We start from the raw sequence: 12,256 nt of genomic DNA, 5'->3' as shown, positions 1-12,256 counted from the left end.
CTGAGTTATACAACTTTGCGCCTTGCTGAGGAGTTAGTCATGCTGCTACCCGCCGATCTGCTTTTGTCACTGAGTTCCACCCAGCAATCGGGCCGTCCGGAAGGTGCCGGTCACGCCGTGCTGCCGGTGGTTGATGTGGCGGCTGTGCAGTCATGGCTGGATGCTCCATCAGGTGATGGGGATAATGCTCAGTCTGACCCCAGATCTTTGATAAATCAGCTTTTATCTGGTATGACTGAGCAGCAGAGCGATAGCTTTGCGGCTGATTTTGTGCATAATCTGCAGGCTCTGTTGCCGCCTGAGCAGCCCCTGCAACCGACTGCCACTCTGGATTTATCCGGCAGTGTTGAGTCCGGAAATCCTGTGCAGTGGACGGTCGATGAACTGCTGAAATTTTCTGAGCAGATTCTGCCGACGTCTCAGTCTCAGCGTCCGATGAGCGATGAAGGCGGCAGTGTCTTGCCGCCGGGTGAACAAAATTTGCCCCAGGTGTTGCTCAGTGCCCTGGCTGCCTTACAAAGTCAGGTATTGCAGGATGGTGCTCAGCCGGAGAAGCAATCTTATAGTGTCAATCAGGCATTGGCTGACCTTGTACCGGGCATTGCTGTGACGGATGAACCGGCGCAGCTCTCAAATTGGTCCCAGCCTGTGACACTGGCAGTGACTGGTTCTGAACGGTCAACAACGCCTGGCGGGCAGCTTATGTCGCAACCCATGACTCACGGAACAATTGAGGCAGACAATCGGGCTGTTGTGACGGGGCTGGAGCCAGTGCAGATTCAGATAAAGCGAGAGACTCAAGATCAGGCTCTGCCTCATAGTCAAAATAAGACGTCCGGACTGAATGAGCTCGCCGCCGCTGCTGTTTCACCGACAGCCATCAAGCCTGCCGTTGTTGAGCAGAATACGACGCCGACAACGGTCGTCCCGAACATAATTGCGAAGCCATCGGCTGAATCGAAACCCGGTGAATCAGGTTCAGACTCATCAGTTATGCTGGTGGCGGAATCAAAGTCAGCGATGCCCGGGGAGCTTGCGCGAGCGCGCCCCGCAACAGGCGATGCGCTGATAGTAACTGACTCTGTCATGCCGGCTGATCGTCGACCGCTGGCCGTCGCTATTGATGCAGCCCTGCAGAGCGCTGCCATGGATTCCGGTCGAATCCCGGATGCAGCGGTCTCTCGGCAGGATGGTGCAGCCTTGTTGAGCACCGCGGTGCCGACCGCCGGCGAGCTGGCCCAGGAATTATATGGTGCCGACCAGCGACGTCAGTTGGCGGCCCAGGCACGGGAAGCCACAGTTGCCAGTCAGCCACTGTCGCCAGCTAACCGTGCTGTCAGCGATAACCTGCAGATGGGCAGCTTCGGTCAAACGCAATGGGGCGAGAATGTCAGCAGGCAGTTGATGATGATGACCGCCAACGGTGTCAACAGCGCGCAGATTCGCCTGGACCCTCCGGAACTGGGCACTCTGACAATCAAGGTGAAGCTGATCGATCAGGCGGCGACCGTCAACTTTGTCAGCCAGCATGCCATGGTGCGCGATGCGCTGGAGTTACAGATTCCGCGTCTGCAGGAACAGTTCCGTCAGGAAGGTCTGAATCTGGTGGATGTCTCGGTGTCAGACCAGTCGGCGCAACAAGGCGGCAGTCAGGGTGACGACCGTCGTGGCGGGAGCGGGGAGCGGTTGACGGATGCTAATGATGAAGAAATTTTAGCGGGTGAAACGCCCGTGCGTCATTCCAGTCATTTAATTGACTTCTATGCCTGAGCGTCAAAGCCTTGTCTGTTGAGTCGTGAGATGCGTCGATAAACTGACGCAATTCTTCTGCCGACACGTCTGCGATAAGCCTATATAATTGAATTGAAATAAGTTATTGGCTTGTTTTAAGCATGGCACAGGCTTTGCTTATACTTTGCAGTTCTGAATGAGGCAGTTATGGCAGACGATAATTCTACAGGGTCGAAAAATGGCGGTTCGATGAAGCTGGTGTTCATCATTGCGATCGCGCTTTTGGTGTTGGGCGGCGGCGGTGCCGGTGCCTGGTTTTTCCTGATGTCAGGTAATGATGCAGGTCAGGCAGCCAGCAGTGAGCCTGCCGCCCCGGTACAACAGCCAGCACAATACTTGCAGCTATCCCCCGCCTTTGTCGTTAATTTTCCCCATCAGGGTCGGCAGCGTTTTATGCAGGCCGATATTTCCGTGATGTCCCGGGATGCGCAGGCGCTGGCTGCTATCAGCCAACATATGCCAGTGGTTCGTCATGCGTTGAACAACCTTTTCAGTGCTCAGTTGGTGCTGGTATTTGAAAACCCGGCTGGTATTGAAAACCTTCGTCAGTTGGCCACAGAAGAGGTGAACCAGGTACTGGAGCGCGAGATCGGCCGGCCTGGCATCGAAGAAGTATTGTTTACCAGCTTTGTCATGCAATAGCTCAGTGGGGAAGCGCTGATGCAGGATCTGTTATCACAAGACGAAATTGACGCGCTGTTACATGGCGTGGATGAAAACGATCTGATCGACGGGGAAGACGAAGATCCCGGCGTGGTGCGCTCCTATGACCTGACCAGTCAGGACAGGATTGTGCGTGGCCGTATGCCCACGCTCGAGATGATTAACGAACGTTTTGCTCGCCACACCCGCATCAGTCTGTTTAATCTGTTACGCCGGTCAGCCGACGTATCGATTGGGGGTGTGCAGATCACTAAATTCGGTGAGTACCTGCATACTCTCTACGTGCCAACCAGTCTCAATCTTGTCAAGTTTCGTCCGTTGCGTGGAACCGCACTGGTGGTGCTTGACGCCAAACTGGTCTTTAAACTGGTGGACAATTATTTTGGTGGAGATGGGCGTCACGCCAAAATTGAAGGTCGTGAGTTCACACCCACTGAACAGCGTGTTGTGCAGATGGTACTGAACCAGGTTTTTGAAGATCTGGGAGAGGCCTGGCGCAATGTTTATAAACTGGAGTTTGACCTTATTCGATCCGAAGTCAATCCCTCCATGGCCAACATAGTCAGTCCCAGCGAGGTGGTAGTGGTCAGCAGTTTCCACATTGAACTGGACGGTGGCGGTGGCGATATCCACATCACGCAACCTTACTCCATGATCGAGCCGATCCGTGAGCTGCTGGACGCTGGCATGCAGAGTGATGTGGATGAACATGATGAGCGCTGGGGCAAGGCGCTGAAAGAGCAGATCAAACATGCGACTGTAGATTTTTCCTGTGATGTATTTGAGCGCATGATCACGTTGCGAGATGTTGTTGATCTTGAGGAAGGCGACATCATACCCGTTGAAATGCCGGAAACGGTGGTACTTAAAGCCAATGGTGTGCCCCTGTTTGATACCCGCCTGGCGATGTCAAACGGTAATCTGGCGCTAAGAGTTGAAGGAATTCACCGGGAAACCGATGACTGAGGAGACAGAGATGAGCAAAGACGAACAGTCAATGGCCGACGAATGGGCTGCTGCCATGGAAGAGGAAAAAGATGCATCGGCCGAGCCTGCGCCGGCGTCTGCGTCGCAGAAACCGGGATCGCCGGATCTGGATGTGATTCTGGATATTCCGGTACGTATTTCCATGGAAGTGGGCAGCACGGCGATTACCATCCGTAATCTGCTGCAATTGAATCAGGGATCGGTGATTGAACTGGACCGTCTGGCTGGTGAGCCGCTGGATGTGTTGGTGAACGGAACACTCATTGCCCATGGCGAGGTGGTGGTTGTTAACGACAAATTTGGCATTCGTATGACCGATGTTATCAGCCCGTCGGAAAGGATCAAAAAACTGCGATGAGTGAGAGCGGAACCGCTGCGGTTGCAGAAACACTGTTGTGGCTGGGTGTGATTGTCGGCCTGATTCTGGCGCTGGCCTGGGCAGCGCGGCGGTTCTCGGCTTTCAAACCGATGACAGGACACAACATGAAAGTGGTTGGCGCATTGCCGGTGGGCAGCCGCGAGCGGGTAGTGATTGTACAGGTTGGCGAGCGGCAGATGCTGCTGGGCGTGGCGCCTGGGTCTGTTAATTATTTGGGTGACCTGGGGGCGCTGGGGACGGAGGCGGTCTCCGTCCCCAGGGACGGAGACCGCCTCCGTCCCCAGAGCATCAAATAATGCGCCTGATCCTCCCCATCATTCTGCTGCTGACCCTCCTGGCCAGCCCCCACACACTGGCCCAGGACGTGCTCAGCACCGCAGATGAACAGGCTGAAACCACGGCCGTGCAGGATAACTTCCTGAACGGCATCCCGGCCCTGGCTGTGACCACCGGCGACGACGGCACGCAGCAATATTCTGTCACGCTGCAGATTCTCTTCATCATGACGGCGCTGACCCTGCTGCCTGCACTGGCCATGATGATGACGTCTTTTACCCGTATTATTGTGGTGTTTGCGATTCTCAGGCAGGCCCTGGGTCTGCAGTCCACACCATCCAATCAGATTCTGTTAGGTCTGGCACTGTTCCTGTCGATTTTTATCATGACACCGGTTTTTCAACAGGTGAATCAGAATGCCCTGCAGCCTTACATAAATGAGGAATTGAATGCCGACCAGGCCCTGGCGCAGGCGGAGATTCCATTCCGTGCCTTCATGGCGGCACAGACCCGCGAATCGGATCTGCAGTTGTTTCTGGAGCTTTCCGACAACACAGATCTCGCCGGTATTGATGATGTGCCCATGACGGTACTGATTCCCGCCTTTGTGACCAGCGAGCTTAAAACGGCTTTTCAGATTGGTTTTATGCTGTTTATTCCGTTTCTGGTCATTGACCTGGTAGTAGCCAGTGTGTTGATGGCCATGGGTATGATGATGCTGTCGCCAATCATCATTTCACTGCCGTTCAAGATCATGTTGTTCGTGCTCGTGGATGGCTGGGCGATGGTGATTGGCACATTGGCGATGAGTTTTGGAGTGTAGACAATGACACCTGACGTAGCGGTAACTATCTGGCGCGAAGCCATGTGGCTGATCGTGTTGCTGGTGGCAGTTATTGTCATGCCAAGCCTGATCGTCGGTCTTCTGATCAGTACTTTTCAGGCGGCAACCCAGATCAACGAACAAACGCTGAGCTTTTTGCCACGTTTGCTGATCACTTTGATAGTGATTATTGTTACCGGTCCCTGGTTGCTGCAAAAGATTCTGGATCACTCCGAGACGCTCATCTTCAGTATTCCGAACCTGATAGGCTGAGTCCGTGCTGACCTTTACCGACGCAGAGATAGGCGCCATGGTCGGAAGTTTTCTTTGGCCGCTGTTTCGTGTGATGGGTTTTTTCCTGGCAGCGCCGGTGCTCGGATCAAATTTTGTGCCGCAACGGGTAAGACTGATTCTGGCGGTTGCTGTCGCACTGCTGATTGCGCCGACCTTGCCAGATGTGCCCGCTGTGGAAGGCATCTCATTAACTGCCATGCTCATTGTGGGGCAACAGGTACTGATTGGCGCGGCACTGGGTTTTTTTCTGCAGATGCTTTTCCAATTGTTTGTCTTGCTGGGACAGATGATCGCCATGCAGATGGGGCTGGGTTTTGCGTCCATGATCGATCCCAGCAATGGCGTTAACGTGGCCATTCTCAGTACTTTTTATCTGATGTTTGTTACTGTGCTGTTTATCTCCTTTGACGGGCACCTGGTCATGATTGAGGTGATCGCGGAGAGTTTTGAGTTGATTCCGATTTCGACCTCGGGCCTTGATGTGGATGTCTACTATCAACTGGTCACCACAATAAGCTGGGCATTTTCCAGCGCGCTGCTGTTGGCATTGCCTGCATTGACGGCGCTGTTGATGACCAACTTCGCCTTTGGCATTATGACCCGGGCGGCACCACAGATGAATATTTTTGCGCTGGGTTTCCCCATCGCGCTGATGTTTGGTCTGTTTATTATCTGGCTGAGCATGGGATTTTTTCTGGACTCGGCCGAAGGCATTTTTGCCGAAATGTTCGTGCGAATGCGGGCCTTGTTGCAGTAAGCCCGCTTAATTTACCCTTTTTTGCCAGTGAGCGATAAGTCATGGCTGAAGAACAGGATTCCTCGGCGGAAAAGACCCAGGACCCCACCCCGAAACGACTTGAAAAAGCGCGGGAAGAGGGGGATACGGTTCGCTCCAAAGAACTGAATACCATGGCCATTCTGCTCACCGGTTCGGCCGCCATGCTGATGTTCGGCGGTTTGATGGCCAGATCCATGGGCAGAATCATGGATCAGAATTTCTCGCTGTCACGTGAGGATATTTTCGATACCAGTGCCATGGTCCGATTCCTGGATATATCTGCCATGGAAGGTCTGATATTGCTGCTGCCGGTGTTTGGTATTTTGTTGGTGGCGGCGTTTCTGGGTCCGATTGGTCTGGGCGGCTGGAATTTCACCTTCAAGGCCGTGATGCCCAAGTTCAGTCGACTCAATCCGGGCTCCGGGCTCAAGCGCATGTTTGGCCCCAAGTCGCTGATGGAGTTGGCAAAAGCAGCCGCCAAAGTGCTGGTGGTGGCAGGTATCGCACTGCTGCTGTTCATGTTCAACATGGATCGCATCATGTCAATTTCCCAGCAGGACATTGGTCCTGCCATTCTCAATGCCATGATCATTATCGGCTGGTCGGTACTGGCGATGTCTTGCGCCATGATTCTGATTACCCTGGTTGATATTCCGTTTCAGATTCATTCGCACACAGAGAAGTTGCGTATGACTCACCAGCAGGTCAAGGATGAAATGAAAGACACCGAGGGCAAACCTGAGGTGAAGCAGCGTATCCGCCAACTGCAATATCAGATGTCACAGAACAAGATGATGGGTGCGCTGCCTGAAGCCGACGTCATCATCACCAACCCTGAACATTACGCCGTAGCGCTGAAATACAAACAGGGCAGTGGTCAGGCGGCGCCGGTGATGATCGCTAAAGGCATCGACTTTATGGCGTTGCGTATCCGCGAGGCCGCCAACAAACATGAGATCCCCATTGTCGAGTCGCCCGTTCTGGCGCGTGCCATTTATTACAACACCAAAGTTGACGAAGAAATCCCCGAAGGACTGTACAAAGCCGTAGCCCAGGTGCTGGCCTATGTCTTCCAGCTACGCCAGCATACACGCGGTGTTGGTCCGCGACCGACGCTGGCAAGCGATCTTCCCGTACCTGATGAACTAAAAAGAGACCACTGACGCTGGGGACGGAGCGCTGGTCTCCGTCCCCTCACTTTGTTAGCGACAGAGTGCCACCGAACGGATGGCAGCTTTGGCATGAGTCTTGCGATACCCCTCCCGGTAACGACTTTTTTGGCCTAAAAGGCCAATAAAGCGTCAAGAATTTGGACGGGGTGACTGTAATCTGACAGTCAGCCGTCAAGGGAGCACTCTCCGGAGCATGATGAATCTGGGCAGCAACATGAATCGCACAACACTGGTGGCCAATGCCCGTAGTCTGACTGACGGTAATCTGGGCATACCTGTGTTGTTGCTACTCATCCTTGCGATGATGACGCTGCCAATTCCGCCGTTTTTGCTGGACGTCTTTTTCACCTTCAATATCACCATCGCTCTGGTGGTGCTGTGCGTGGCGGTGTACGCCATGCGGCCGCTGGATTTTGCGGTTTTTCCGACTATTCTACTGGTATCCACTCTATTGCGCCTGGCCTTGAACGTAGCGTCCACGCGGGTTGTGTTACTTAATGGTCATGAGGGTGGCGCCGCTGCCGGGCGGGTGATCGAGTCATTCGGTGAGGTGGTCATTGGCGGCAACTATGCCGTGGGTCTGATTGTTTTCCTCATCCTGATCATCATCAATTTTGTGGTCGTGACCAAAGGTGCCGGCCGTATCGCTGAGGTCAGCGCCCGCTTCACCCTGGATGCCATGCCGGGTAAACAGATGGCGGTAGACGCGGACCTGAACGCCGGCATTATCGATCAGGAACAGGCTCGTGTCCGTCGCCAGGATATCACCCAGGAAGCAGACTTTTATGGTGCCATGGATGGTGCCAGCAAATTTGTGAAAGGCGATGCAATCGCCGGCATCCTGATTCTGGTGATCAATATTCTCGGTGGTCTGGCCATCGGGATCATGCAGCACGGGCTGGACTTTGCCACCGCTGCAGAGCGCTACGCACTGCTGACAATCGGTGATGGTCTGGTGGCGCAGATTCCGGCACTGGTGCTGTCGACGGCAGCGGCCATCATGGTCACGCGCAATAACAACTCCGAAATGATGGGCGCGCAGGTGGTGGGACAGATGTTTGCCTCGCCGCGCTCGCTGGGCATCGCTGCCATGGTTTTGTTTGTGATGGGTGTGGTGCCGGGCATGCCGCATTTTGCCTTCCTGTCTTTGGCGCTGGCTGCCGCCGTCGGATCCTTCGCTATTTATTGGCGGCAACAAAAAGTCACCGGCGATGTGCTTGATGACGAGGTCGCAAAAAAAGCCGAGGCGGAAAAGCAGAAGGCTGACGCGGAACCGCAGGAGCTGGGCTGGAATGATGTGACGCCGGTCGATGTGGTGGGGCTGGAAGTTGGCTACCGCCTGATCCCCCTGGTGGACAAGTCGCAGGGCGGCCCTCTGTTGGCGCGCATAAAAGGTATCCGCAAAAAGTTGTCTCAGGATCTGGGTTTCCTGGTGCCGTCTGTGCATATCCGCGACAACCTGGATCTGCAGCCCAACGAGTATCGCATCAACCTGATGGGTGTAAATATCGGCGGTGCGGAGATCTACCCCGAACGTGAGATGGCTATAAATCCGGGTCAGGTCTATGGCGAGGCGCAGGGCATTGCGGCAAAGGATCCTGCCTTTGGCCTGGACGCGATCTGGATAGAGCCTGGACAGCGCGAGCAGGTGCAGGCCCTGGGTTACACCGTAGTGGATGCCAGCACGGTGGTGGCAACGCATATGAACACTCTGCTGCAGCAGCATGCTCACGAATTGCTGGGTCATGACGAAGTGCATGAGCTGCTGGCGATGCTGGGCAAAACCTCCAGGAAACTGGCCGAAGAGCTGCCAGGGCTGATTAACCCCAATATTCTGCGCCGGGTGCTGCAGAACCTGCTGCAGGAAGGCATACCGGTCAAGGACATGCGCACCATCGGTGAGGCGCTGGCAGTGGCCTCGGCGCGCAGTCAGGATCCCGGTGCACTGACATCGGCGGTTCGCGTATCACTGGCCCGGGTCATTGTACAAGGCATCTTCGGCAACCGTTCGGAGTTGCCGGTGATCACCCTTGATCCGGCATTGGAACAGATATTGCTTAAAGCAGTACAACAATCAGCTCAGCAAGGCGGAGGCGGCGATGACAACGTGGTTATTGAGCCTGGTATCGCCGAGCGACTGCAACAGGCACTGGTGCAGGCGGCACAGCGGCAGGAAATTGCCGGTAATCCTGCCGTTTTGCTGGTAGCGGCGCCGTTGCGACCGATGCTGAGCCGCTTTATCCGGTTTACGACGTCCGGCGTCAAGGTACTTTCCTATCAGGAAATTCCGGACAACAAACAGATCACAATTGTGGCAACGATTGGCCAATAAATCAGCGGGTGAGAGGACTTGAGCATGCAACTTAAAAAATTTGTGGCTAAGGATATGCGCAGCGCACTGACACAGGTGCGCGATGCCCTGGGTGAGGATGCCGCTATCTTGTCTACCCGCAGCGTTACCGGCGGTGTGGAAGTGGTGGCCACCCAGTCACCACCGGCACCGGACAAGGCCGCCGCCCAGGCGGCCGTCGACGACTCCGTAAGCAAGGCGGAATTCGGTGCCATGCGCTCGGAACTGAACAGTATCCGCAGCTTGTTGCAGCAGCGTCTGAACGGGTTGGCCTGGGATCAGTTTGCTCGTCAGACACCTGCACAGGCGGCGATCTGGGAACGACTGAGCACCATGGGGTTGCCCGGATCTGTGAACCGGCGTCTGCTGGATCAGGCCGGACAGGCTCGCACGCTGGAACAGCTTTGGCGTCAGGTGCTCGCGACGCTCTCGAAAATTATACCGGTGGCGGGTGAGGATCTGGTGGAGCAGGGTGGTATATTTGCACTGCTGGGTCCTACCGGTGCAGGCAAAACCACCACTATTGCCAAGCTGGCGACGCGCTACGTTCTGCGTCACGGGGCTGAAGAAGTGGCCTTGGTGACCACCGACAGCTTCCGGCTGGCCGCGCATGAGCAACTGCGCACATTGGGCCGCATACTTGGCGTGAGCGTCAGGATTGTTGATAATCAACATTCTCTGGCAGAGACGCTGGAGAGTTTGTCACATAAAAAGTTAGTATTGATAGACACAGCCGGGCTGCCGTCACGACATCCGGAACAGATGCGTCAATTGACAGAGCTGCAGGCTCAGCCGCAGGTTCACAAATGGCTGGTCCTGCCCAGTACAACGCAGGCGCAGGTGCTTAATGCTGCCTGGAAAAGTTGTTCGACGGCAGCGATATCAGGCTGTATTCTGACGCATCTGGACGAAGCCTGTGTAATGGGTGAGGCGCTGGGGCTGTGTATTGAGCGGCAATTGCCGGTGGTTTATGAAACCTTTGGCCAATCGATTCCGGATGATCTGTCTCTGGCGACCGGTCAGGCGCTTGTCAAAAGAGCGGTTGCTCTGGGCCGGGCGCAGGCAGCGATACCGGTTGATCGTAATCGTGTAGTGAACGAATATGGCAGCCAGGCGGCGGGTAATACCGCCCTGGCCAATCGGGCTCTGATGTAGTCTGCATTATATTTTGGGGAGACGTATAGGGATGCATCCCATTCAAGTACTGGCAGTGACCGGCGGCAAAGGTGGCGTTGGCAAGACCAGTATCTCTGTAAATCTGAGTCTGGCATTGGCCCAGGCCGGCAAACGGGTGGTGCTGATGGATGCCGACCTGGGACTGGCGAATGTGGATATTCTGCTGGGCGTCAAGGCACCACGTACGATTGCCGATGTGATGTCGGGTGATTGTGAACTGCGCGATGTGCTGGTTGAAACTCACGGCATCAAAATCATTCCTGCCTCATCCGGCGTTCAGTCGCTGGTTAATCTGGGGGCCGGTCAGCATGCCGGCATTATCCATGCCTTCAGTGATCTGGCTGATGAGCTGGACGTGCTCGTTATTGATACAGCGGCCGGTATTTCCGATTCTGTGGTCAGTTTTGTGCGTGCTGCGCAGGAGGTGCTGGTTGTTGTCTGTGACGAACCGTCGTCCATGACGGACGCCTACGCGCTGATCAAGCTCCTGAATCGTGACTGTCAGGTGCGTGATTTCCGTATTCTGGCCAATATGACCCGCAAGCAGGAAGAAGGGCGTTTGATGTTTCAGCGCTTTTCGGCAGTTGCCGGCCGCTTTCTGGATGTTAATCTGCACTATGCCGGTGACATCCCCTATGATGAAAATCTGCGTAAGGCCGGTCAGAAGCAGCGGCCCTTGCTGGATATGTATCCCGGCTCGCGAGCCGCCGATGCGTATCGCAGACTCGCTAAAGAGGTGGTGCAGTGGCCGGTTCGTACGCAAGCCAGTGGCCATCTGGAATTTTTTGTTGAACGTCTGGTGCAGGGTATGAACTGAGCAATGAGTGCCTCGGCGTATCAGGAAGCACAGATGGCGGACGCCAATGAATTGGTGAACCGTCACGCGCCCCTAGTCAAGCGTATTGCGCATCACTTGTTGATGCGCATGCCCTCCAGTGTGCAACTGGATGACCTGGTGCAATCCGGCATGATTGGCCTGCTGGAGGCCGCACGCAAATACGACATGTCCAAAGGCGCCAGTTTTGAGACCTATGCCGGTATTCGTATCCGCGGTGCCATGCTTGACGAAATCCGTAAGGGCGACTGGGCGCCGCGCTCAGTGCATCGCAAGTCACGGCAGGTGGCTGATGCCGTGAAAGCGGTGGAATCGCGTACCGGAACAGATGCCAAGGACCATGAAGTGGCGGAAGAGCTGGGCATTGATCTGGAGACCTACTACGCGATTCTGCAGGATGCCTCCGGCAGCCGTCTGTTCAGCTTTGACGATCTGACCGGCGGCGGAGATGACGGTAATCTGGATACCCTGGCCGGCGAAGCGGATGGGCCGGCTCACGAACTGCAGGATGAGACATTCCGGGAACACCTGGCGCAGGCCATAGAAGGTTTGCCGGAACGTGAAAAGCTGGTGCTGGCGCTGTATTATGACGAAGAGCTCAATCTCAAAGAGATTGGTGAGGTGCTGGGCGTCAGCGAATCCCGTGTCAGTCAGATCCATTCTCAGGCGGCTCTGCGTCTGCGTTCCCGACTCAAAGACTGGCGCTGAAGGCGTCGGCGCAAACTTTCCCCT

The 12,256-nt window shown here is 55.2% G+C and carries 13 protein-coding genes; all 13 read left to right on the top strand.

Going from position 1 to position 12,256, the window contains the following annotated elements:
* Nucleotides 1-39 precede the first annotated feature (39 nt).
* Nucleotides 40-1,770, top strand: a complete 1,731-nt coding sequence (locus PS2015_RS08405; RefSeq protein WP_058021780.1) for a flagellar hook-length control protein FliK — start codon at nucleotides 40-42, stop codon at nucleotides 1,768-1,770.
* 168 nt (nucleotides 1,771-1,938) lie between these two features.
* A complete protein-coding gene (locus tag PS2015_RS08400; RefSeq protein ID WP_058021779.1) occupies nucleotides 1,939-2,433 on the top strand; it encodes a flagellar basal body-associated FliL family protein in 495 nt (164 codons plus the stop codon).
* An 18-nt stretch (nucleotides 2,434-2,451) separates the two neighbouring features.
* Nucleotides 2,452-3,420, top strand: a complete 969-nt coding sequence (gene fliM, locus PS2015_RS08395) for a flagellar motor switch protein FliM (protein ID WP_058021778.1) — start codon at nucleotides 2,452-2,454, stop codon at nucleotides 3,418-3,420.
* The gene (gene fliN, locus PS2015_RS08390) at nucleotides 3,413-3,799 is read left to right on the top strand and encodes a flagellar motor switch protein FliN (protein WP_058021777.1); all 387 of its coding nucleotides are present in this window, start codon (nucleotides 3,413-3,415) and stop codon (nucleotides 3,797-3,799) included. The genes fliM and fliN overlap by 8 nt, the downstream gene beginning before the upstream one ends.
* The gene (gene fliO / locus PS2015_RS08385) at nucleotides 3,796-4,116 is read left to right on the top strand and encodes a flagellar biosynthetic protein FliO (RefSeq protein ID WP_058021776.1); all 321 of its coding nucleotides are present in this window, start codon (nucleotides 3,796-3,798) and stop codon (nucleotides 4,114-4,116) included. Before fliN ends, fliO begins: the two co-directional genes overlap by 4 nt.
* A complete protein-coding gene (gene fliP / locus PS2015_RS08380; RefSeq protein ID WP_058021775.1) occupies nucleotides 4,116-4,919 on the top strand; it encodes a flagellar type III secretion system pore protein FliP in 804 nt (267 codons plus the stop codon). The genes fliO and fliP overlap by 1 nt, the downstream gene beginning before the upstream one ends.
* A 3-nt stretch (nucleotides 4,920-4,922) precedes the next feature.
* The gene (gene fliQ / locus PS2015_RS08375; RefSeq protein ID WP_058021774.1) at nucleotides 4,923-5,192 is read left to right on the top strand and encodes a flagellar biosynthesis protein FliQ; all 270 of its coding nucleotides are present in this window, start codon (nucleotides 4,923-4,925) and stop codon (nucleotides 5,190-5,192) included.
* Between the two features lie 4 nt (nucleotides 5,193-5,196).
* Entirely contained in the window at nucleotides 5,197-5,970 is a 774-nt protein-coding gene (fliR, locus tag PS2015_RS08370) for a flagellar biosynthetic protein FliR (RefSeq protein WP_058021773.1), read from the top strand.
* Between the two features lie 41 nt (nucleotides 5,971-6,011).
* Nucleotides 6,012-7,154 (top strand): flagellar biosynthesis protein FlhB, encoded by a 1,143-nt coding sequence (gene flhB / locus PS2015_RS08365; protein WP_058021772.1) that lies wholly within the window; start codon nucleotides 6,012-6,014, stop codon nucleotides 7,152-7,154.
* A gap of 223 nt (nucleotides 7,155-7,377) precedes the next feature.
* Nucleotides 7,378-9,495 carry a flagellar biosynthesis protein FlhA gene (gene flhA / locus PS2015_RS08360; RefSeq protein WP_058023223.1) on the top strand — a complete coding sequence of 706 codons (2,118 nt, stop codon included), beginning with the start codon at nucleotides 7,378-7,380 and terminating at the stop codon, nucleotides 9,493-9,495.
* 24 nt (nucleotides 9,496-9,519) lie between these two features.
* A complete protein-coding gene (flhF, locus tag PS2015_RS08355) occupies nucleotides 9,520-10,668 on the top strand; it encodes a flagellar biosynthesis GTPase FlhF (RefSeq protein ID WP_058021771.1) in 1,149 nt (382 codons plus the stop codon).
* A gap of 31 nt (nucleotides 10,669-10,699) precedes the next feature.
* Nucleotides 10,700-11,506, top strand: coding sequence for a MinD/ParA family protein (locus PS2015_RS08350; RefSeq protein WP_211271208.1), 807 nt, complete (start codon nucleotides 10,700-10,702; stop codon nucleotides 11,504-11,506).
* A 3-nt stretch (nucleotides 11,507-11,509) separates the two neighbouring features.
* Nucleotides 11,510-12,232 (top strand): RNA polymerase sigma factor FliA, encoded by a 723-nt coding sequence (locus PS2015_RS08345; protein ID WP_058021770.1) that lies wholly within the window; start codon nucleotides 11,510-11,512, stop codon nucleotides 12,230-12,232.
* Nucleotides 12,233-12,256 lie beyond the last annotated feature (24 nt).

Source organism: Pseudohongiella spirulinae, from assembly GCF_001444425.1.
GTDB classification, from domain to species: domain Bacteria; phylum Pseudomonadota; class Gammaproteobacteria; order Pseudomonadales; family Pseudohongiellaceae; genus Pseudohongiella; species Pseudohongiella spirulinae.
This window is presented reverse-complemented; position numbering and strand designations above follow the sequence as displayed.

Bases quoted from the DNA above. Each gene is read 5' to 3' on its own strand.
- fliN (WP_058021777.1), top strand. From the start codon at position 3,413: ATGACTGAGGAGACAGAGATGAGCAAAGACGAACAGTCAATGGCCGAC.
- PS2015_RS08405 (WP_058021780.1), top strand. From the start codon at position 40: ATGCTGCTACCCGCCGATCTGCTTTTGTCACTGAGTTCCACCCAGCAA.
- flhF (WP_058021771.1), top strand. From the start codon at position 9,520: ATGCAACTTAAAAAATTTGTGGCTAAGGATATGCGCAGCGCACTGACA.
- PS2015_RS08345 (WP_058021770.1), top strand. From the start codon at position 11,510: ATGAGTGCCTCGGCGTATCAGGAAGCACAGATGGCGGACGCCAATGAA.
- fliO (WP_058021776.1), top strand. From the start codon at position 3,796: ATGAGTGAGAGCGGAACCGCTGCGGTTGCAGAAACACTGTTGTGGCTG.
- fliQ (WP_058021774.1), top strand. From the start codon at position 4,923: ATGACACCTGACGTAGCGGTAACTATCTGGCGCGAAGCCATGTGGCTG.
- fliM (WP_058021778.1), top strand. From the start codon at position 2,452: ATGCAGGATCTGTTATCACAAGACGAAATTGACGCGCTGTTACATGGC.
- PS2015_RS08400 (WP_058021779.1), top strand. From the start codon at position 1,939: ATGGCAGACGATAATTCTACAGGGTCGAAAAATGGCGGTTCGATGAAG.
- fliP (WP_058021775.1), top strand. From the start codon at position 4,116: ATGCGCCTGATCCTCCCCATCATTCTGCTGCTGACCCTCCTGGCCAGC.
- PS2015_RS08350 (WP_211271208.1), top strand. From the start codon at position 10,700: ATGCATCCCATTCAAGTACTGGCAGTGACCGGCGGCAAAGGTGGCGTT.
- flhB (WP_058021772.1), top strand. From the start codon at position 6,012: ATGGCTGAAGAACAGGATTCCTCGGCGGAAAAGACCCAGGACCCCACC.
- flhA (WP_058023223.1), top strand. From the start codon at position 7,378: ATGAATCGCACAACACTGGTGGCCAATGCCCGTAGTCTGACTGACGGT.